The sequence below is a fragment of the Streptomyces cavernae genome, from assembly GCF_004023625.1.
Lineage (GTDB): Bacteria > Actinomycetota > Actinomycetes > Streptomycetales > Streptomycetaceae > Streptomyces > Streptomyces cavernae.
In genome coordinates this window covers 142,758-163,592 of the sequence record NZ_RPDJ01000026.1, presented here as the reverse complement: position 1 = coordinate 163,592, position 20,835 = coordinate 142,758, and the positions used below count along the sequence as shown (strand labels likewise).

Below are 20,835 nucleotides of genomic sequence, written 5' to 3'. Positions count from 1 at the left end.
CGTCAGCCGGCGGCCGTCGGCTCGGGCGCCGCTTCGTCCGCCTCGCCCGGTTCGGCGGTGTCGTCCTCCGCGGGTGCGGCGGTGACGGACACGGAGTCCGGGACCGGCTCCGGTTCGGCCTTCGGAGCCGGCTCCGCAACCTCTGCCGCGGCGGGACCGCCGTGCAGTCGGTCGAGTGCGAGCTCCTCGGCGTCCGGGACACGGGGTTCCGGATGCGTCAGGGCGAAGGCGCCGCACAACACGGCGGCCAGGAGGTAGCCGAGGGAGACTCCGCCGTTCTCGTTCCAGCCGACCTGCGGGGCATGGATCAGTCCGACGAAGGAGAGCGCCGCGCCGGCCAGGGCCACGACTCCGGCGGACACGAACCGTTTGTCGATGACGAAGGCGACGAATGCGCCCAGAATCAGACCCGCGAGGATTGCGCCCTGCCCCAGGACCATCAACCCGTGGTAGACGACACCGGATGACTCCAGGCCGGCGTCCCCGACTTTCGCCGCGCTGGTGCCCGCCGCGGCGAGGGCGTTGTCCACCTGACTGACCGCCCAGGAAGCCAGGTTCGGTATCAGGGCGGCGACCACGGCCGCGGCGTGCGCCTTCGGTGAGAACTGGAACGCCTGGGCCCCGATGAGCAGACCGATGTAGAGCAGGATGGGCACGATCGCGGCGACCGGGAAGATCGCACCGAGCAGACCGAACATGCCCACGAAGCACATCAGGGCGATGACCGCGCCCGTGGCGAACGAGTAGCCGGTGCGCCCGCCGGCCGCCTTCCAGCCGGGGTGGCCGACGTAGACGGCGGGCGGGAAGGGCGAGCCCAGAGCGGCTCCGACGACGGCCCCCGCGCCGTCCGCCAGCAGGATGGAGCGCAGGTTGTAGGAGTCACCGGCGGCAGCGGCGCTCTCGACGTTGGTCATGCCCTCGGTGAAGTTGTAGACCCCCAGCGGGATGGCGGTGGCGAGCAGCGGAGCCACGTCGGACAGACCGGAGAACAGTGTGTCGAGGTGGAGTCCCGGCAGTGCGAAGGTGATGTCGTCGACGGCGGCCGAGACCGCCGAGCCGGACATCGCTCCGCCGGCCCAGCCGATCGCGGTGCCCACCAGCAGGGCGGCCAGTCCGATGGGGATGTTGCCGGGGAGTTTGATGTCGGTCATCAGTCCGACGAGAAGCAGCAGGAACACCGGGAGGGCGATCCAGAGCTGGTCCCACATCTGCCCGGCGGGCCGCATGGAGATGAACGAGACGGAGATGCCGGCGAGGGTGCCGAGCAGCGCGGCGCGGGGTGCGTAGCGGCGGATGTACGGGCCGATGAAGGCACCGATGAGCACGATCACGCCGATGATGAATGCCCAGGCGATACCTGCCTTCCATGCGAGCAGGGGGTCCTTGGTCTTGAGGTAGACCGGCAGCATGATGACGAACACGACGATGAACATGTGCGGCACGCTGGGGCCGTAGGGCATCGCGGTGACGTCGGGGCGTCCCTCGCGGCGGGCCAGCCTGCGGCCGAGGTAGGCGTAGTAGACGTTCCCGATGATCAGGGCGATACCGAGGGCCGGCAGGATCGTGTGGAAGACGTCGTCTCCGGGGATCTTGACGACGCCGATGCACAGTCCTGTCAGGGTGAGGACATTGACCAGGACGTTGACGCCGAGCCCGAAGAAGGCGTTGGTGTCACCCCGCACCCACAAGGGGAGGGGCATGAGGTCCTTCTCGGCTGTTGCGGTGCGGCGGAACCGGGGCATGGCGGGGTCACCCTTCGTCGGGCGGAGTGGTGGATGGCGCGGAAGGGAGAGAAACGGAGAACGAACGAGCGGGTACGGAGCGGCCGCTGGGGGCGGCCGGTGGGCGGGGACCGGGGGTTCGGGGCAGTCGGCGGGATGGGACCAGCGGCCTGTGGGGACCGGGGGTTCGGGGCAGTCGGCGGGATGCGGCTTGTGGGCACGGGACCTACTGCGGGCGCGAGGCGGCTTGTGGGGACGGGGACTTGGAGCGGGCGCGAGGCGGCTTGTGGGGACGGGGACTTGGAGCGGGCGCGAGGCGGCTTGTGGGGACGGGGACTTGGAGCGGGCGCGAGGCGGCTTGTGGGGACGGGGACTTGGAGCGGGCGCGAGGCGACCTGTGGGGACGGGGACTCAGACTGGCCGCGAGGTGGCCGGTGCCTCGGCCAGCGCGGCGAGGAAGACTTCGGACGGTGCGGTCCAGCCGAAGATGCCTCCCTGGGCGGCGATCATCTCCAGACCGGCCCGCTGGAACTCGGGGAAGTAGGAGCCGACGCAGTCGGAGAGCACCAGGCACTCGTACCCGCGGTCGTTGGCCTCGCGGACCGTGGTGTGTACGCACACCTCCGTGGTGACACCGGTGACCACGAGCTTGTGGACGCCCTGGGAGATGAGGAGGTCGCCGAACTCGGTGGCGTAGAAGGCGCCCTTGCCCGGCTTGTCGATCACCGGTTCGCCCGGCTCCGGACGGAGTTCGTCGATGATGTCGTGGCCCTCTTCCCCGCGGACCAGGATGCGCCCCTTGGGCCCCGGATCACCGATGCGTGCGCTGGGGCTGCCCCGTAGCAGTTTGGCCGGTGGGCAGTCGGACAGGTCGGGGAGATGACCCTCGCGGGTATGAATGACCGTCATGCCCGCCGCGCGGCAGGCGGCCAGGACGGCGCGCAGGGGGCCGATGACCTTGCGGAGCTGTCCGACGTCGTTGCCGAGGCTTTCCCCGAAACCGCCCGGTTCCAGGAAGTCCCGCTGCATGTCGATGACGACGAGCGCCGTTTCGGCGGGGTCGAAGGAGAACGGGTAGGGGGCGGCCTCGACCGCGAGCGGTTGGCGGACGTCCATGGGCGGTACCTGCCTTCGTCGAGGAGCGGTGCGTCAGGCGAGGGCCGGCGTGGTGGCGGCGATGAGGTCCTCGGACGTGGAGACACATCCGAAGACGCCGCCCTGCATGGTGACCATGTGGAGGGCGGCTTCATGGTTGGACGCGTCGGTCGCGCCGGTGCAGTCCGAAAGGATCAGGCACTCGTATCCGCGGTCGTTGGCCTCGCGCATGGTGGTGTGCACGCAGACGTCCGTGGTGATCCCGGTGAGGACGAGATGGGTGATACCGCGGGTGCGCAGGACGAGGTCCAGGTTGGTCGCGTAGAACGCGCCCTTGCCGGGCTTGTCCACAACCACTTCGCCGGGGGCCGGGGCCACTTCGGGGACGATCTCCCAGCCGGGCTCGCCCTTGATCAGGATGCGTCCGCAGGGGCCCGCTGAACCGATCTCCGCCCCGATCCGCGCCGATCGCCAGCGTTTGTTGGCCGGCAGGTCCGTCAGGTCCGGGTCGTGCCCCTCGCGGGTGTGCACGACGAGCATGCCCGTGCTGCGGGCGTGCGCGAGCAGCTTCTGTGTGGCGGGCAGCCCCGCGCGGCTCAATGAGATGTCGTATCCCATGGCGTCCACGTAGCCGCCGGGACCGCAGAAGTCCGTCTGCCAGTCGATACAGAGGAGGGCGACGCGGTCGGCGGGGACGGAGGTGTCGTACGGCCATGCGTACGGATTGGCGTTGACCGGGCCGATGACAGAGTGTTCGACAGCCATTGCTCCCCCTGGGAAGTAATGCGGGGAATGCGAAGGTGAGGCATGAACTTCGTAAAATCCGTACATCGCATTATTGAGTCGCATATTGCCGCTGATAGCTCAACGACGTTACGGGGCCATGACGCAGAGCGCACAGGCGCGCGGTGGATCAACTCCGCGTGGCTCGGGGGGTCCGGCGGACCTGAGAGGGCTCGTTCCCTCTCGGCCGACACCGAGGTCGTGTGCCGGTCGTCGGCCACGGTCGGCCGTGGCGGACACGAGCCGCCGACCGAGGGTCGCGATCCTGCGCCATGCCTACGAATGGGTTTCGATTCCGGCTGCCGCTTGGGTGCCGGGGGCCGTGCGGCAATCATGGGGCCATGCACCGGCCGCTTCGCTTCCACACCCCCGAGTGGTTCACGGCGGACGATTCAACCCTGAACGTCGCGCTCGTGTACCCGATGCAGGGGCCTGCTGGGATATTCGGTCCCACCTGCGAGGCATGTGCGCAACTGGCCGCCGAGGAGGTCAACCGGGCCGGCGGCGTACTCGGCAAGGAACTGCGGCTGCTGGAGGTCGACGGCGGCGCCGACCCTCGGCAGGTCGCCGAGAACGTCGAGGCCCTGGTGTCCACGGGCATGGTGCACGGAGTCACCGGGTGGCACATCTCGTCGGTTCGGCAGGCGGTGGCACCGAGGATCGCGCACCGGGTGCCGTACGTCTACACGGCGCTGTACGAGGGCGGCGAGCGTACTGAGGGCGTCTTCATGACGAGCGAGACGCCGGACGGGCAACTGCTGCCCGCCATGCGGCTGCTCGCCGAGACCCGACGCGTGCGGCGCTGGTTCGTCGTCGGCAACAACTACGTCTGGCCCCGCCGCACGGCTGTGGCCGCACGGCGCTATGCCCGCGCGTGCGGAGGCGGACGGGTCTGCGGAGAGACGTATCTCCCGCTCGGTACCGAGGACTTCGAGGGTGTGCTGCGGCGGATCGAGCGCACGGACGCGGACGGCGTTCTGATGCTGCTGGTCGGAAGTGACGCCGTGCGCTTCAACCGGGCCTTCGCCGCCTCCGGGCTCGACCAGCGGTGTCTCAGACTGAGCACGCTGATGGACGAGAACATGCTGATGGCCAGCGGCCCCGAGGCGACCGGTGGCCTGTTCAGCACGGCCGGGTTCTTCGCGTCCCTGGCCACCCAGGACACCCTGGACTTCCACGGCCAGTACGCCGCCCGGTTCGGTATCGACGCACCCGCACCGGGCAGCCTGGGCGAGTCCTGCTACGAAGGCGTCCTCCTGCTCGCGGCGCTCGTCGAACGCGCCCGCACCCTGGACGTCTCCGCGATCTCAGCTGCCGCCGACACCGTCTCCTACGAAGGTCCGCGCGGCCTCCTCCATCTCAGGGACCGGCATGTGCGCCAGCGCATCTACCTGGCCGAGGCGGACGGGCTCGACTTCAACGTGCTCGCCCAACTGCGCGCTCCCCAAAACCTGTTGTGACATCGCCTGCCAGGGCCGCAGCCAGCCGCTCCAGCAGGGCCTCCAGCTGCTCTCCGTCCTCGGTGAGGGTGAGGTCCAATTCCGCCCAGTCGGCTCGTACTTCACGGGCCAGCTGCTGCCGGCGCTGTCCGCCCCGTGGGGTGAGGTGAACCAGTATGCGGCGCCGGTCGGCGGGGTCGACGCGACGGTAGACCAGGTTCTGGTCGACGAGCTGGTCCACCAGCTTGGTGAGGCTCGGGGCGGGCAGGCAGGCGCGGTCGGCCAGAGCCGACATGTTGTGCCCCTGCCCGTCCGAGAGCAGGTCCAGGACTCGCCATGCCTCCACCGAGCAGGCGAACTCATCCAGTACGGACTGCACTCGGCGCACGGCGAGGCGCTCGGTCCGCGTCAGCAGGTGGAGCAGTTCCTGGGGCCGCCTCGCCATCGCACTCCTCTTCTCGATCCCTCGGCTCCCCGGGGCGGGGGATGTTCGGAGCCTACCGCCGTTCGCGTTGGGGCGTGACAGCGGAACTCAGGCGCGGCAAGGGAATGCGGCAAACAGATACTTCCCGCAGGAAGCAACAATCGCCATCGCCCGAGATGCCGTCAAGCCTGCCTCGGTAACGACCTCGGTCGTTTCCGCACGTCGGATCATTTCATCTGGAAACTATCCTTCAATTGCGTCGAAACGCCGTTGAAACAGTCTCCTTCCAGGCTGTGGTCGCACTTCAGCAACCAGCCCGGAGGTATCCGGAACGGCTGGGGGACCCGTGCGCCGATGGCGCAGCCTCTGAAGCGCCGTCCACGTATTTCGTCGCGAAGTCCTCAGGTTCTCACCGCAGTCGTCGGACCCTCGTCCTCAGAGCAGCAGTCCTCAGAGCAGCAGTCCTCAGAGCGGCAGTCCTCAGAGTCGCAGTCCTCAGAGTCGCAGTCCTCAGAACCGAAGTTCGCAAAGTCCTTCCGCTTTATTTCGCGTCGCCCTTCGGGGCAAGGAGGTTGTGCATGTCCGGGCTCAGCATCAGCAGACGTGGCCTGTTGGCCGGTGTATCGGCCATCGGTGCGTCCGCCGCCCTCAGCGCCTGCGGCGCCAAGACCGGCAGTGACACATCGTCAGGTTCCGGTGCCACGGCCGACACGTCCGGCAGCACGGTCAAGGTCGGTCTGCTGAACTCGCTGTCCGGCACGATGGCCATCAGCGAAGTCACCGTGCACAACGCGTTGTTGCTGGCCGTCAAGGAGATCAACGCCGCGGGCGGTGTGCTGGGCAAGAAGCTGAAGCCGATCAGCCAGGACGGCGCCTCCGACTGGCCGACCTTCGCGGAGAAGGCGGAGGCCCTGATCAAGAACGACGAGGTCGTGGCGACCTTCGGGTGCTGGACCTCGGCGAGCCGCAAGGCGGTCAAGCCGGTCTTCGAACGGTACAAGTCGCTGCTGTTCTACCCGGTGCAGTACGAAGGCCTGGAGCAGTCTCCGTACATCTTCTACATCGGCGCCACCACCAACCAGCAGATCGTGCCCGCCCTGGACTACCTCAAGAAGCAGGGCCTGACCAAGCTCTACCTGGTCGGCAGCGACTACGTCTTCCCGCGCACCGCCAATAAGATCATCAAGGCGTACGCGAAGGCCAACGGTATGGAGGTGCTGGGCGAGGACTACGCGCCGCTGGGCTCCACGGAGTTCAGCACCATCACCAACAAGGTCAAGGACTCCGGCGCGGACGCCGTGTTCAACACCCTCAACGGCGACAGCAACGTGGCCTTCTTCAAGGAGTACAAGTCCGCCGGTCTCACCGCCAAGAAGATGCCGGTGCTGTCGGTCTCCATCGCGGAGGAGGAGGTCAAGAGCATCGGCACCCAGTATCTTCAGGACCAGCTCACGGCCTGGAACTACTACCAGACCACGCCGGGCGCGGCCAACGAGACGTTCGTCAAGGCGTACCAGGCCGCGTACGGGGCGGGCAAGCCGACCAGTGACCCGATGGAGGCCGCGTACATCTCGGTGTACCTGTGGAAGGCGATGGTCGAGAAGGCCGGCTCCTTCGACGTGGCCAAGGTGAGGGCGGCCGCGGACGGCATCGTCCTCGACGCCCCCGAGGGCAAGGTGACCGTCGACGGCGCGACCCAGCACGTGTACAAGACGGCCCGGATCGGCAAGGTCGGCTCCGACGGACTGATCACCGAGGTGTGGAACTCGGGCAAGCCGGTCAAGCCGGACCCGTACCTGAAGGGCTACTCCTGGGCGAGCGGCCTCTGATCGGGCGATGGCCTCTCCGGAGTCCCATCAGCCAGCCCCGGACGGACCCGGCCCCTGACACAGGGCCGGGTCCCGTCCCGTGCCCGCACCTTCGTCCCCGATCCGGAGCCGCTTCATGACGGTCATCCTCAACCAGTCCTTCACCGGCATCAGCATCGGCGCCGTCCTGCTGCTCATCGCTCTCGGTCTGACCCTCACCTTCGGTCAGATGGGCGTGATCAACATGGCGCACGGCGAGTTCATCATGGCCGGCGCCTACACCACCTACGTCCTCCAGAAGTCCATCAGCAGCGCCGGAGTCTCACTGCTCGTCGCCCTGCCCGTGGCCTTCCTCGTCGCCGGAGCCATGGGCGCACTGCTGGAGTGGCTGCTGATCCGGCGCCTGTACACCCGGCCACTGGACACCCTGCTGGTCACCTGGGGCGTCTCCCTGATGCTGCAGCAACTCGCCCGTGACGTCTTCGGCGCCCCCAACGTGCAGACGCACGCCCCGGATCTGCTCACCGGCAACATCTCGCTGGGCGGCGGCATCACCCTCGCCAACAACCGGCTGTTCATCCTCGGCCTCGCCCTGCTGTGCGTCCTCGGCCTCACTCTCATCCTGCGGCTGACACCGCTCGGCCGCCGCGTGCGGGCCGTCGTGCAGAACCGGGACCTCGCGGAGGTGTCCGGCATCGCCACCGAGCGAGTGGACCGCACGACGTTCTTCATCGGCTCGGGCCTCGCGGGCGTGGCCGGTGTCGCACTCACCCTGGTCGGGCCGATCGGTCCGACGATGGGCACCAACTACATCGTCGACGCCTTCCTGGTCGTCGTCGTGGGCGGCATCGGGCAGTTGAAGGGCAGCGTCATCACCGCCTTCGTACTCGGTGTGCTTCAGTCGGTGCTGGAGTACTCGACGACGGTCAGCGTCGCCAAGGTCGCTGTCCTCGTGGCGATCGTCGCCTTCCTCCAATGGCGACCCCAGGGCCTGTACACACTGCGCACCCGGAGCCTGGCATGACGACATCGACCACATCCCCGGCCAAGAAGGTGTCCGTGGCGCAGCCGCCGGTGTCACCGCTGGAACGCTTCCGGGTACCCGCCGCCTTCCTCGCGGGCGCCGTGCTCCTCCTGGGCATCGCCCCGCTCGTGCTCTCCGACTTCCGCCTCAACCTCCTCGCCAAGTACCTGTGTTACGCGATCGTGGCCGTCGGTGTCAGCCTCGCCTGGGGGCGGGGCGGACTGCTCGTGCTCGGCCAGGGCGTCTTCTTCGGCCTCGGCGGCTACGCCATGGCCATGCACCTCAAGCTCGCCGACGCCGCCGACACCGGCCAGGCCCTGCCCGACTTCATGCAGCTGTACGGCACCTCCGACGCACTGCCCTGGTGGTGGAAACCGTTCGCCAACCCCGCCTTCGCGCTCGCCATGACCGTAGTGCTGCCCATGGCCGTCGCCGCGCTGCTCGGCTTCCTCGTGTTCCGCCGCCGGGTCAAGGGCGCCTACTTCGCCATCCTCAGCCAAGCCCTGGCCGCCGCGCTGTCCATCTGGCTCATCGGGCAGCAGGCCACCACGGGCGGCACCAACGGACTCACCGACATCCAGGGCTTCTTCGGCTACTCGCTCAACGACCCCGTCAACCAGCGCATGGTCTACCTCATCATCGTCGTGGTCCTGCTTCTGCTGATGGCCGCCGCCCGGCAGCTGTTCGTCAGCCGTTACGGCGAACTCCTCGTCGCCGTACGGGACTGCGAGGAGCGGGTGCGCTTCCTCGGCTACAACCCCGCCAACGTGAAACTGATCGCGTACGTCGTCGCGGCCGGTATGGCGGGACTCGCCGGAGCCCTGTTCGTACCGGCCGTCGGCATCATCTCCCCGGCCCTGATCGGGATCGTGCCGTCCATCGGCTTCGTCATCGGCGCGGCGGTCGGCGGCCGGGCGTCACTCGTGGGCGCGGTGCTCGGCGCGATCGCCGTCGCCTGGGCGCAGAGCACGCTGTCCGACGCCTTCCCCGCGGCCTGGACCTATGCGCAGGGGCTGTTGTTCATCGTGGCGGTCGGTTTCCTGCCGGGAGGCCTGGCCTCGCTGCCCACCGTCGTCCGCAACCGCCGTACCACCACGGCTCGTTCAGGAGAAGCAGCATGAGCGGCGAGGGACTGACCATCCGCGACCTCAGGGTCACCTTCGACGGGTTCACCGCCGTCGATGGCGTCAACCTGGACATCCAGCCCGGTGATCTGCGGTTCCTCATCGGCCCGAACGGCGCCGGGAAGACCACCCTCGTCGACGCGGTCACCGGACTGGTGAAGGCGGGCGGCTCGGTGCGCTTCGGCGACGAGGAACTCCTGGGCAGGCCCGTGCATCGCATCGCCCGCCTCGGGATCGGACGCACCTTCCAGACCGCCACCGTCTTCGAGCAGTTGACGGTCCTTCAGAACCTCGACATCGCCGCCGGCGCCGGGCGCGGACCGATGACGATGCTGCGCCGCCGCAAGGGCATCCCGGAGCCGGTGGCGAACGCTCTGCAGACCACTGGCCTGACCGACCTGCGCGACCGCGCGGCCGGAGTCCTGGCGCACGGCCAGAAGCAGTGGCTGGAGATCGGCATGCTCCTGGTCCAGGACGTCAAGCTGCTGCTCCTCGACGAACCGGTCGCCGGCATGAGTCACGAGGAACGCGAGGCGACGGGCGAACTGCTGAGGCGGATCAGCGCGGAGCGCACGGTCGTGGTCATCGAGCACGACATGGACTTCATGCGCTCCTTCGCCCGCAGCGTCAGCGTGCTGCACGCCGGCAAGGTACTCAGCGAAGGCACCGTCGCCGAAGTCCAGGCCGACCCACGGGTTCAGGAGGTCTACCTGGGTCGCGCCTCCGAACCCGAACCGGAACTCGCACCGGAGAGCGAGCCGCAGCCCGAGCCTTCGGCCCCCGCTGCCGCCACCGCCGCAGAGGAGGCATGATCCCATGCTGGACATCAAGACCATCCAGGCAGGCTACGAACGCACCACCGTGCTGCACGGCGTCACCGTCTCCGTCCCGAAGGACGGCGTCGCGGCCGTCCTCGGCCACAACGGCGCCGGCAAGAGCACCCTGCTGCGGGCCGCCATGGGCCTGCTGAAACCCGGCAGCGGCGCTGTGCTCCTGGACGGCGAGGACATCACCCGTCTCGCCCCGCACCAGCGAGTCGCCCGCGGTATGGCGTACGTACCGCAGGGCCAGCAGTCCTTCCCGCACCTCACCACGGCCGAGAACCTCCAACTCGTCGCGGACGGCCGCCTGGGGGTCCGCCCACGCCGTTCAGGCAGTGGGCGAGGCAAGGAGTCCATCGCCGAGGCGCTGGACCTCTTCCCTGCCCTGCGTGAGCTGTCCGGCCGCCGCGCCGGCCTCCTCTCCGGCGGCCAGCGCCAGCAACTCGCCATCGCCCGCGCCCTGATCACCCGCCCCCGGCTCCTCCTCCTCGACGAACCCACCGAGGGCATCCAGCCCTCCGTGGTCGCCGAGATCGAGGAGACGATCCTCGCCCTGACCCGGCGGGGTGGTCTGTCCGTCCTCCTCGTCGAACAACACGTCGGCTTCGCCATGCGCGCTGCCCAGCGCTACTACGTGCTGGAGGCGGGCCGGGTCACCTCCTCCGGCGAGGGAGGGACGAAGTCGGAGCAGACCGTCCGGGCAGCGCTGAGTGTGTGAAGCCGGCGTGAGAGCGAGCCTGACCACCCACTGTGGCGGGTGGTTGGAGAGCGCGCTGGAGGCGTGGATGCACATGTGCCCATGACGTCCGCGCTCCTGAAGGAATGTCAGGTGTGTGAGAGGGCGAAGGAGACCAGGAAGCCACTCACGGTGATCAGTCCGACGGCCAGGTGGGCGTCCTCGAAGGCCTCGGGGATCATCGTGTCGGCGCCCACCGCGCCCACCGCGCCCACCGCGCCCACCGCGGTCACCGCGCCCACCGCGGTCACCGCGCCCACCGCGGTCACCGCGCCCACCGCGGTCACCGCGGCGATCACGGCGGGGGAGAAGGAACCGACCACCGTGTAGCCGAGGACGGCCGACACCGTGGCGGCGGTGGCGATCGTCGCCCAGACGCCGAAGACATAGCGACGGCTGCGGATGATTGCCTGCCGGGGCAGTGGTGTGCCGAACGGCACCTGCCGGGTGCCGGGACGTCGGTGACATCGCGACACGCCTGGCACGTTCCTTGAACGGAATCGACCGGGCTCGTGAGGAGATCTCCTACAGAGTCATGCTTCTGTGCGCCCCGTGTGGTGCAGGATCTCGTCGGCCAGGCGGTCCTCCAGCGCCGTGGGCAGGGTGTGGCCCATGCCCTCGATCATGACGAGGCGGGCGTCGGGGATCGCGGCGGCGGTGGCTTCGGCGTGCGCGGGCGGGAACATCGGGTCTTCGGTGCCGTGCAGGACCAGCGTCGGTGCGGTGACGGACGCCAGGTCCGCCGTGGAGCCCATGCCGGCGGCCCCGGCGAACGTGTGGTTGAGCGCGGCTTGCAGATCGCGCGCCCGCTCGTACACCCGCTGCTCCATGGTGCGGTACTCGTCCTCGTGGAACGGCAGCGCCGGGCCGTGCAGGACACGCCACAGCGGCAGCCGGGCGGCGAGGTACTCCTCCAGGTCCGCCTCCGGCTTGGGGAAGGCCGAGACGAGGGCGGCGAGCAACTCGGGCCTGGGCGGAGGCAGTTCGCCGGGGAGCGGAGGCGCCCCCTCCAGTGCGCGCTGCACTGCTGCTGCCGTGTCCGTGCCGAGTGGCTGGGACGACAGGCTCGTCAGGGTCAGCACCCGGTGCGGGTGTTGGACGGCCAGCCGCTGGGCGATGAGGCCGCCGAGGGACACGCCCACCAGATGAGCTCGCTCAGTCCCGAACGCGTCCAGGACGGCGAGCGCGTCGGAGGCCATGTCGGCGACGGTGTACGGCTGGCTGGCGAAGTCGAGGGTCGAGGACCGTCCGGTGTCGCGGTGGTCGTAGCGGATGACCCGGCGCCCGCCGTCGACCAGGCGACGGACGATGCCGTCGTTCCACTGGACGCCCTGTGCCTGTGCACCCATCACCAACAGCACCGCCGGATGGTCCGGGTTGCCGAAGTCCTCCGCCCACAGCTCGAGGCCGTCTGCGCGGACGATCCGCTCGCGGCCCGTCAGGTACTCGTTCTGCGATCCATTTTCCTGCATGGTCGTTCAAGATAATGCTTTGGCGCGGATCCCGCACCTGCTTTGCCGACGCCGGCACATGTGAGTTGGACGCCGTGGACTCGTCCGGGCACCCTGATCCCCATGGCCGGAATCAAGGGGCAGGTGCAGAAGCGGGGCGTGGAGCGACGGCGCGCCATGGTCGACGCCGCTATCGGGCTGTTCGCACGGCAAGGGGTGCGCGGCACCGGTGTGGCCGCGATCGCCGAGCGCGCCGGCGCCACCCCTTCCGCGCTCATCCATCACTTCGGCAGCAAGGACGGACTCGTACAAGCCGTCCTGGAGGAGGCCGACCGGCGCGCCCTGGAGCGGCTGTCCATCACACCAGGGACCGAACCCACCCTTGACCAGGCGTTCGACTGGTTCGTGAGGGACGCCGAGCACACCGCCGCCACCGAACGGGAGCTGGCCGCCCTGCACACCACGCTCACCGCGGAGAATCTGGAGCCTGGTTCCGTGCTCCACACCTGGTTCCGGGACCGGGGGCGGGCGCTGCGGGCCCAGCTGGTCGCCCTGTTCACGCGCGCCGTGGCCGACGGTTCGGCCCGTGCCGGTCTGGACCCGGAAGTCCTGGCCACGGAGACGGCCGCGTTCATCGAGGGGGCGCACCTGCTGTGGTTGCTGGACCCCGAGCAGGTGGACCTGACCGCCGTGCACCGCAGCTACTTCGAGGGTCTGGCCTCCCGGCTTCGGCCATGACCGGGCCCGGCTCCGGCCGGCGGCCTTCGTCACATGTCACGCCCGTGCCATCGTTCATGCCGCCCGCTGGAGGTCGGCTCGCAGTGCCTGGCCGAGCCAGGTGTAGTCATCCGCGCGAGAGGGGCGCGGCTGGTGCCCCCTGACGACGGAGATGAGCTGCCGGTACCGCTCGGCCCCTGCGGCCAGGCCCACCTCCAGGCACTGCAGGATCGTGCGCCGGTCCGCGTCGCCGAACAGCTCGGACAGCACAGTGAAGGCCTCCGGCGCGTCGGGGGCCACCCCCCTTTCGCGGGCTTCGCCGACGACCTGCACCACGTGCCCGGCGAACCAGATCGAGCCGCCCGCATTCCGCCCGCGCGCACTCAGCTCCAGCAACGTTCGCATCCGGGCACGGAAACCCGGATCCTGGATCAGTTCGGCCAGTTCCAGCCAGGCGTCCACCTGCTCCGCCGTGGGGTTCTCGGGGAGTGCTAGCGGAGAACGTGACAGCCGCTCGCCGATGTCGGGGCCGGCCTCCAGTCCGCCGGCCACCTCTTTCAGGAAGTCCTCGATGATCTTCCTTCGTTCATCGACCGAGAGTCGTGCCAGCTTGTTCATCAGCGCTGTCTCCTTGGCGGTGGAACCGCGTTTCGCAACGGTGGCCAGCACGGCCCGGTTGACCTTCAGGGCGCCGATCCGGGCGTCCAGGGCGACGACATGTCTCGCGGCGACCTCCGCGATCGTCGCCTCGCTTTCCAGGATCTGGCTGATCGCGTCGAGGCCGAGCCCCAGCTCCCGCAGTGTGCGGACGAGCTCGAGACGGGCGATGGCCTCGGCTCCGTAGAGCCGGTAGCCCCCTTCCGTGCGTCCTTCGGGCGGCAGTACGCCGATGTCCGACCAGTAGCGGATGGTGGGGACGGCGACAGCGGTGCGTTCGGCGAGCTGCCCGATGGTGAGTCGGCTGGGCTGTTCGTCTTTCATGCAGAGAGTCTGAAGCCTCAAGTCACTTGAGACTCAAGCCTCGACGATGCTTCCCCGGATTCCGCCCAGCGTGTCCGAGATCAAAGCGCTGCTCGCGGCCATGGTGTTCAAAGTGCTCGACTGGGGCCCCGGCCGGCGGAGTTCCGCTCAGCAGCGGGCTGGTCATGAGCGCCGGGAACCCAGGGGAGGCTCCGGATGCTCGGCCGGTGCCGGGGGCTCGCCGCTGCGTCGCGTACGCCACCGACGACAGCGGGTCGGAGGCGAAGATCGGCAGAGCGAGCCGCTTGGGCAGCAGGGTCTCGTGCAGTTCCTCGCTGCGCATCGCCCGGCCGATCACCAGCCGCTTGAGCATTCCCGTCACGTTGAACACGTGCGCGAGGGTAAGCATGGAGTAGGGGCCTGGTGGAATGCCCGATCCGCCCATCGGGCGTTAAGGAGCCGTTAGGATTTCGCAAGATGCGTACAAATGGCGCATTAGGTCAGAGGTGTCGACAGGGCTACTCCTCCAGCCCGGACACCTTGAAGATCGCCAAAGCCGTCTCGCGGTCCACGGTGGGCCAATTGGTCCAGCACGGTCGAGCCCTCACGCAGGCAGCCTCGGCGCTGCGAGCCCCGGGCATCTGTGTCGAAACGGTGCCAGAGCGATGCGTTGTCGATCAGAACACGCGGGTCGAGCTCGACCCGGCCGCCGAGGGAGTCCCGCAGGACCAGGCGTTGCGCGGTCCTTCCCGTGGTGCGGGCGACACCAGGCGGTCGGTCCGCACCCGGTGGCCGGCCCAGGGCCCGCGCACCACCAGCCACCCCACCCCGGCTGTGATGCGCGGCGGAAAGAGGATGAGGAGAAGCAGCAGCGCGAGCCCGCACGAAAGGGCCGCACGCGTCGGAGTGAGCGTGTCGGCCAGGGCGTCCACCAGCAGCAGGAGGCCGAGGATCGTGCCGGTGCAGCGGATGGTGCTGCGCATCTCCGCGGCCCAGTGGCGGTCGTGGGCCCGGTTCCCGGGCGGCGCCGTGCGTTCGCCGGCCGCCGAGGACGCCGTCATTCCCGTGCCCGTCGACAGGGCGATCCATACCGGTGACGGTAAACCCGCAGAGCTCCCCTTTCGCGTTCACTGACGCGACGCTGACGCGCTGGTGATGCGGCCTTGACGGCTGGTCCCACGGCGCGCGGCTGCCGTCCCGACGCGTCGCGCGTATGGGGTGCGTCAAAGGTGCGCGGAACGCCGTCAGGGTTCCGTTAAGGGGAGTCGAATCCGTCCGGGAGAACAGGTTCCCTCGAGAGGTCCGTTCTTACCCGAACCTCACCCAGGAGCTTGCGATGGCCGATGTGGCCTTCGTCGTCGCCACGATCGCGGTGTTCGCATTGGTGGCTCTCGTCGCCAAGGGGGTGGCGAAGCTGTGACCGCCGAGAACGTCGTCGGCCTGATCGTGGCCGTCGCCCTGCTGGGCTACCTCGTCCTCGCCCTGATCTTCCCGGAGAGGTTCTGAGCACGAGATGAGTCCCGTCCTTGCCGACGTGCTCCTGGTGACCGCGCTGATCGGCGCGCTCGCCCTGGTGCACCGCCCGCTCGGCGACTACATGGCCGCCGTCTTCCAGTCCAGGAAGCACTTCTGGGTGGAGAAGTGGATCTACCGATCGGTGGGTGCCAACCCCGACGCGGAGATGCGCTGGCCCGCCTACCTTCGCGGGGTGCTGGCCTTCTCCGCGTTGAGCGTGCTCTTCCTCTACCTGCTGCAGCGGGTGCAGGACAAGCTGCCGCTGTCGCTCGGGTTCAAGCCGATCACCCCGGACCAGGCGTTCAACACCGCCGCCTCCTTCGTGTCCAACACGAACTGGCAGTCGTACTCGGGCGAGGTGGCGATGAGCCACGTCACCCAGACGATGGGCCTGGCCGTGCAGAACTTCGTGTCCGCCGCGGTCGGTATCGCCGTCGCGGTGGCGTTGGTGCGCGGCTTCGCCCGCTCGCGCACGGGTGACCTGGGCAACTTCTGGGCCGACCTGGTGCGCTGCACCATCCGCATCCTGATCCCGATCTCCGTGATCGCGGCCGTGATCCTGATCGCGGCCGGCGCCATCCAGAACTTCGGCGACATCCACACCGTCACCACGCTCACAGGTGACAAGCAGGCCATCAGCCCCGGTGCGGTCGCCTCCCAGGAGGCCATCAAGGACCTCGGCACCAACGGCGGTGGCTTCTTCAACGCCAACTCCGCCCACCCCTTCGAGAATCCCAACGGTTTCACCAACTGGCTGGAGATCTTCCTGCTCCTGGTGATCCCGTTCTCGCTGCCGCGCACCTTCGGCAAGATGGTCGGCAACGTCAAGCAGGGTTACGCCATCGTCGCCGCGATGGGGATCATCTGGTTCCTCGGCGTGGTCACGGTGACGTGGATCGAGTACGCCCACCCCGGCACCGCCTCGCAGCTGGCGGGCGGCGCGATGGAGGGCAAGGAGCAGCGCTTCGGCGAGGGCCCGTCGTCGTTGTTCGCAGTCTCGACGACCATGACCTCGACCGGCTCGGTCAACTCCTTCCACGACTCCTTCAGCGGACTGTCCGGCGGAGTCCTGCTGCTCGGGATGATGCTGGGCGAGATCGCGCCCGGCGGCGTCGGCTCCGGCCTCTACGGCATGCTGATCATGGCGATCATCGCAGTGTTCATCGCCGGTCTGATGGTGGGCCGTACGCCCGAGTACCTGGGCAAGAAGATCGGCACCCGCGAGATCAAGCTGGCTGCCTGCTACATCCTCATCACCCCGGCCCTGGTGCTGATCGGCACGGCGCTGGCGATGGCGCTGGGCAAGGGTGAGTCGTCGATGACGAACATCGGGGCGCACGGCTTCTCCGAGGTGCTGTACGCCTACACCTCTGCCAGCAACAACAACGGTTCCGCGTTCGCGGGCTTCGCGGCCAACACCGAGTACCACAACACGATGCTCGGCCTGTGCATGGTGCTGGGACGGTTCCTGCCGATGGTGTTCGTGCTGGCGCTGGCCGGCTCGCTCGCCGACCAGAAGCCGGTGCCGGCCACCGCGGGCACCCTGCGCACCGAGAAGCCGCTGTTCACCGGTCTGCTGGTCGGGGCGATCCTGATCATCACCGGTCTGACGTTCTTCCCGGCGCTTGCGCTGGGTCCGCTGGCCGAGGGTTTGGCGTGATGACGACCAACACTCAGAAGACCGACGCAAAGAAGCAGGACTCCATGTCCACTCCCACCCTCGCGCCGCATCAGGACGCGCCCACCGGGCACAAGCCGGACGGGCGGGTCGGCGGCGGGCTGTTCGACCCCAAGCAGCTGCTCAAGTCGCTGCCGGACGCGTTCCGCAAGCTCGACCCGCGGGTGATGGTCAAGTCCCCCGTGATGTTCGTGGTCCTCGTCGGCTCCGTGCTGACGACGTTCTTCTCATTCAAGGACCCGGGTGACTGGTTCGGCTGGACGATCAGCGCCTGGCTGTGGCTGACGGTGATCTTCGCCAACCTGGCGGAGGCGGTCGCCGAGGGCCGTGGCAAGGCGCAGGCCGACACGCTGCGCAAGGCCAAGACCGACACGGTCGCGCGCCGACTGCTCGCGGACGGCACGTCCGAGGAGCAGGTTCCGGGCACCGAGTTGACGATCGGTGACCTGGTGGTCTGCGAGGCGGGCGACATCATCCCCGGCGACGGTGACGTCGTCGAGGGCGTGGCCTCGGTCGACGAGTCGGCGATCACCGGTGAGTCGGCGCCGGTCATCCGTGAGTCGGGTGGCGACCGCTCGGCCGTCACCGGCGGTACGAAGGTGCTGTCCGACCGCATCGTCATCAAGATCACGACGAAGCCGGGCGAGACCTTCATCGACCGGATGATCAACCTCGTGGAGGGTGCGGCCCGGCAGAAGACGCCGAACGAGATCGCACTGAACATCCTGCTGGCGTCGCTGACGATCGTCTTCCTGCTGGCGGTGGCCACCCTGCCGCCGTTCGCCGACTACGCCGGCTCCGAGCTCGGCATGGTCGTCCTGGTGGCGCTGCTGGTCTGCCTCATCCCGACCACGATCGGCGCCCTGCTGTCTGCGATCGGGATCGCGGGCATGGACCGGCTGGTGCAGCGCAACGTGCTGGCGATGTCGGGCCGCGCGGTCGAGGCGGCCGGTGATGTCTCGACGCTGCTGCTGGACAAGACCGGCACCATCACCCTCGGCAACCGCCAGGCGTCCGAGTTCGTGCCGGTGCGGGGCACCACCGAGGCCGAGGTCGCCGACGCCGCCCAGCTCTCCTCGCTGGCGGACGAGACCCCGGAGGGCCGCTCCGTCGTGGTCCTGGCCAAGCAGAAGTACGGGCTGCGCGAGCGACACCAGGGCGAGCTGGCGCACGCCGAGTGGATCGAGTTCACCGCCCAGACTCGCATGTCGGGTGTGGACGTGGACGGCAGAAAGGTGCGCAAGGGCGCCACCGCCTCCGTCATCGCCTGGGTGCGGGAGGAGGGTGGCGAGGTCGCCGACGACGCGGACACGATCGCCAACGGCATCTCCGAGGCGGGCGGCACGCCGCTGCTGGTCGCCGTAAAGGACGAACGGGGCGCTCGCGTCCTGGGTGTCATCCACCTCAAGGACGTCGTCAAGGACGGCATGCGCGAGCGGTTCGAGGAACTGCGCCGCATGGGCATCAAGACCGTCATGATCACGGGTGACAACCCGCTGACCGCCAAGGCGATCGCCGAGGAGGCGGGCGTCGACGACTTCCTCGCGGAGGCGACTCCCGAGGACAAGATGGCGTTGATCAAGCGGGAGCAGGCCGGCGGCAAGCTGGTCGCGATGACCGGTGACGGTACGAACGACGCACCCGCGCTCGCGCAGGCCGACGTCGGCGTGGCGATGAACACCGGTACGTCGGCCGCCAAGGAGGCCGGCAACATGGTCGACCTCGACTCCAACCCGACCAAGCTCATCGAGATCGTCGAGATCGGCAAGCAACTGCTGATCACCCGGGGCGCGTTGACGACGTTCTCCATCGCCAACGACGTCGCGAAGTACTTCGCGATCATCCCGGCGCTGTTCGCGGCCGTGTACCCGGGCTTGGACAAGCTCAACATCATGGGGCTGTCCTCGCCGGACTCCGCGATCCTGGCCGCGGTCATCTTCAACGCGCTGATCATCATCGCCCTGGTGCCGCTGGCCCTGAAGGGCGTGCAGTACCGGCCGGTCAGCGCCGACAAGATGCTGCGTCGCAACCTCACCATCTACGGCCTAGGCGGCCTGATCGCCCCATTCATCGGCATCAAGATCATCGACCTGCTCATCTCGCTCATCCCCGGGATCGGGTGAAGGACATGAACACCTCCGTAGCGAACACCGGGCGCACGCTCTGGGCCGCTCTGCGCATGCTGCTGGTCCTCACCGTCGTGACCGGCATCATCTACCCCCTCGTCGTCACCGGCATCGGCCAGGCCCTGTTCAATGACAAGGCCAACGGATCGATGGTCAAGGTGGACGGCAAGGAGATCGGCTCCAGGCTGATCGGCCAGAGCTGGAACATCAAGGGCACCGACAAGCCGGACCCGAAGTGGTTCCAGGGCCGCCCGTCCAACAGCGGCTACGACCCGCTGACCACCGGCTCCAGCCAGCTGGGCGCCAGTGACCCGACGCTCGTGAAGAACGTCAGGGCTGCCAAGAAGCAGGTCGCCCAGTTCAACGGCGTGCCCGAGTCGGAGGTGCCCAAGGACGCGGTCACGGGATCGGCCTCCGCCATCGACCCGGAGATCTCGCCCGCGTACGCGGACATTCAGGTCAAGCGGGTCGCCGAGGCTAACGGCCTCACTGCCGCGCAGGTCCAGAAGCTGGTCGACGACCACACCGAAGGGCGATCGCTCGGTTTCATGGGCGAGCCGCACGTCAACGTCCTGGAGCTGAACATCGCGCTCAAGGAACTCGCCGAGAAGTAATGGGCTTATGGACACCGACGGCCGGGAGGCGGCGGACCGGGAACTCCGGGCCCGTCGGCTCCCGCCGCCGTACCGACAGCACGGAGCCCACCGACGACAGGAAGGCCGCACGCCGATGACCCGGGTGCTGGTGGTGGAGGACGACCCACAGCTTGTACGGGCTCTTGTGATCAATATGCAGGCCCGGCAGTACGGAGTGGACGCGGCGCCCGACGGCGCCACCGCACTCCGCCTGGCCGCCTCCCGCCAGCCGGACGTGGTGGTACTGGACCTCGGCCTGCCCGACATGGACGGCGTCGACGTCATCAGGTCCCTGCGCGGTTGGACCCGCGTGCCCATCCTGGTGCTGTTCGCGCGCCGGGCCTCGGACGAGAAGGTCGCGGCAATGGACGCGGGCGCCGACGACTACATCACCAAGCCGTTCAGCATGGACGAACTGCTGGCCCGGTTGCGGGCAGCGGTCCGCCGGACCGAGGACGTGCCGCTGGCTCCCGAGACGACACTGGTCGAGACCGACGCGTTCACCATCGACCTGCTGGCGAAGAAGGCGACCCGGGGTGGCCGGGACATCCGGCTCACCCCCACCGAGTGGCATCTGCTGGAGATCCTGGTCACCAACCCTGGCCGGCTCATCACGCAGAAACACCTGCTCCAGGAGGTATGGGGTGCGTCCCAGAGCGGCAAGACCAACTATCTGCGGGTGTACATGGCCCAGCTCCGCCGCAAACTTGAAGCGGACCCGGCCCACCCTCGCTATCTGATCACCGAGCCGGGCATGGGCTACCGCTTCGAAGCATGA

At 68.6% G+C, this 20,835-nt stretch carries 20 protein-coding genes and 1 pseudogene; 12 read left to right on the top strand and 9 right to left on the bottom strand.

The window, feature by feature from the left end:
- Positions 1-2 precede the first annotated feature (2 nt).
- The 3 genes from EF387_RS31375 to biuH all read right to left on the bottom strand — a co-directional run bounded on the left by EF387_RS31375 (position 3) and on the right by biuH (position 3,581).
- Positions 3-1,742 (bottom strand): SulP family inorganic anion transporter, encoded by a 1,740-nt coding sequence (locus EF387_RS31375; protein WP_128380018.1) that lies wholly within the window; start codon positions 1,740-1,742, stop codon positions 3-5.
- 390 nt (positions 1,743-2,132) lie between these two features.
- Positions 2,133-2,837, bottom strand: a complete 705-nt coding sequence (locus EF387_RS31370; protein WP_128380017.1) for a cysteine hydrolase family protein — start codon at positions 2,835-2,837, stop codon at positions 2,133-2,135.
- Between the two features lie 33 nt (positions 2,838-2,870).
- A complete protein-coding gene (gene biuH / locus EF387_RS31365) occupies positions 2,871-3,581 on the bottom strand; it encodes a biuret amidohydrolase (protein ID WP_128380016.1) in 711 nt (236 codons plus the stop codon).
- A gap of 359 nt (positions 3,582-3,940) precedes the next feature.
- Between biuH and EF387_RS31360 the strand changes: the two genes are divergently transcribed.
- On the top strand, positions 3,941-5,059 hold the full coding sequence (locus EF387_RS31360) for a substrate-binding domain-containing protein (RefSeq protein ID WP_128380015.1): 1,119 nt from the start codon (positions 3,941-3,943) through the stop codon (positions 5,057-5,059).
- On the opposite strand, the gene EF387_RS31355 is transcribed toward EF387_RS31360, so the two are convergent.
- Entirely contained in the window at positions 5,016-5,483 is a 468-nt protein-coding gene (locus tag EF387_RS31355; RefSeq protein WP_128380014.1) for a MarR family winged helix-turn-helix transcriptional regulator, read from the bottom strand. The two genes, EF387_RS31360 and EF387_RS31355, sit on opposite strands and share 44 nt — an antisense overlap.
- Before the next feature lie 557 nt (positions 5,484-6,040).
- Here EF387_RS31355 and urtA point away from each other — a divergent pair.
- The 5 genes from urtA (at position 6,041) to urtE (ending at position 10,957) form a co-directional block, all read left to right on the top strand.
- Positions 6,041-7,291, top strand: a complete 1,251-nt coding sequence (gene urtA / locus EF387_RS31350) for an urea ABC transporter substrate-binding protein (protein WP_128380013.1) — start codon at positions 6,041-6,043, stop codon at positions 7,289-7,291.
- Positions 7,292-7,406: 115 nt separating this feature from the next.
- Positions 7,407-8,294 carry an urea ABC transporter permease subunit UrtB gene (gene urtB / locus EF387_RS31345; protein WP_128380012.1) on the top strand — a complete coding sequence of 296 codons (888 nt, stop codon included), beginning with the start codon at positions 7,407-7,409 and terminating at the stop codon, positions 8,292-8,294.
- Complete coding sequence (gene urtC, locus EF387_RS31340) at positions 8,291-9,415, top strand: urea ABC transporter permease subunit UrtC (protein ID WP_128380011.1); 1,125 nt, start codon at positions 8,291-8,293, stop codon at positions 9,413-9,415. The genes urtB and urtC overlap by 4 nt, the downstream gene beginning before the upstream one ends.
- Positions 9,412-10,230 carry an urea ABC transporter ATP-binding protein UrtD gene (gene urtD / locus EF387_RS31335; protein WP_128380010.1) on the top strand — a complete coding sequence of 273 codons (819 nt, stop codon included), beginning with the start codon at positions 9,412-9,414 and terminating at the stop codon, positions 10,228-10,230. The genes urtC and urtD overlap by 4 nt, the downstream gene beginning before the upstream one ends.
- Before the next feature lie 4 nt (positions 10,231-10,234).
- The gene (gene urtE, locus EF387_RS31330) at positions 10,235-10,957 is read left to right on the top strand and encodes an urea ABC transporter ATP-binding subunit UrtE (RefSeq protein WP_128380009.1); all 723 of its coding nucleotides are present in this window, start codon (positions 10,235-10,237) and stop codon (positions 10,955-10,957) included.
- 107 nt (positions 10,958-11,064) lie between these two features.
- Here urtE and EF387_RS31325 read toward each other — a convergent pair.
- A pseudogene (locus EF387_RS31325) lies at positions 11,065-11,376 on the bottom strand (hypothetical protein); the annotation flags it as partial.
- Positions 11,377-11,508: 132 nt separating this feature from the next.
- Positions 11,509-12,447: an alpha/beta fold hydrolase gene (locus EF387_RS31320; RefSeq protein WP_128380008.1), complete on the bottom strand. Its 939-nt coding sequence runs from the start codon at positions 12,445-12,447 to the stop codon at positions 11,509-11,511.
- A gap of 102 nt (positions 12,448-12,549) precedes the next feature.
- Between EF387_RS31320 and EF387_RS31315 the strand changes: the two genes are divergently transcribed.
- Positions 12,550-13,164: a TetR/AcrR family transcriptional regulator gene (locus tag EF387_RS31315; protein WP_128380007.1), complete on the top strand. Its 615-nt coding sequence runs from the start codon at positions 12,550-12,552 to the stop codon at positions 13,162-13,164.
- 54 nt (positions 13,165-13,218) lie between these two features.
- Here the strand turns inward: EF387_RS31315 and EF387_RS31310 are convergent, their stop codons facing one another.
- The 3 genes from EF387_RS31310 to EF387_RS31300 form a co-directional block, all read right to left on the bottom strand.
- Entirely contained in the window at positions 13,219-14,124 is a 906-nt protein-coding gene (locus tag EF387_RS31310; RefSeq protein WP_128380006.1) for a helix-turn-helix domain-containing protein, read from the bottom strand.
- Positions 14,125-14,146: 22 nt separating this feature from the next.
- On the bottom strand, positions 14,147-14,494 hold the full coding sequence (locus EF387_RS31305; protein ID WP_128380005.1) for a hypothetical protein: 348 nt from the start codon (positions 14,492-14,494) through the stop codon (positions 14,147-14,149).
- Positions 14,495-14,780: 286 nt separating this feature from the next.
- On the bottom strand, positions 14,781-15,164 hold the full coding sequence (locus EF387_RS31300) for a hypothetical protein (protein WP_238431808.1): 384 nt from the start codon (positions 15,162-15,164) through the stop codon (positions 14,781-14,783).
- Positions 15,165-15,519: 355 nt separating this feature from the next.
- On the opposite strand from EF387_RS31300, the gene kdpF reads away from it, so the two are divergent.
- The 5 genes from kdpF to EF387_RS31270 all read left to right on the top strand — a co-directional run bounded on the left by kdpF (position 15,520) and on the right by EF387_RS31270 (position 20,835).
- Positions 15,520-15,609, top strand: coding sequence for a K(+)-transporting ATPase subunit F (gene kdpF, locus EF387_RS31290; RefSeq protein WP_018566520.1), 90 nt, complete (start codon positions 15,520-15,522; stop codon positions 15,607-15,609).
- Positions 15,610-15,616: 7 nt separating this feature from the next.
- Positions 15,617-17,278, top strand: a complete 1,662-nt coding sequence (kdpA, locus tag EF387_RS31285; protein WP_128380003.1) for a potassium-transporting ATPase subunit KdpA — start codon at positions 15,617-15,619, stop codon at positions 17,276-17,278.
- Positions 17,278-19,419, top strand: coding sequence for a potassium-transporting ATPase subunit KdpB (gene kdpB / locus EF387_RS31280; RefSeq protein ID WP_128380002.1), 2,142 nt, complete (start codon positions 17,278-17,280; stop codon positions 19,417-19,419). Before kdpA ends, kdpB begins: the two co-directional genes overlap by 1 nt.
- Before the next feature lie 5 nt (positions 19,420-19,424).
- The gene (kdpC, locus tag EF387_RS31275) at positions 19,425-20,036 is read left to right on the top strand and encodes a potassium-transporting ATPase subunit KdpC (protein WP_128380001.1); all 612 of its coding nucleotides are present in this window, start codon (positions 19,425-19,427) and stop codon (positions 20,034-20,036) included.
- Positions 20,037-20,151: 115 nt separating this feature from the next.
- Complete coding sequence (locus EF387_RS31270) at positions 20,152-20,835, top strand: response regulator (protein WP_128380077.1); 684 nt, start codon at positions 20,152-20,154, stop codon at positions 20,833-20,835.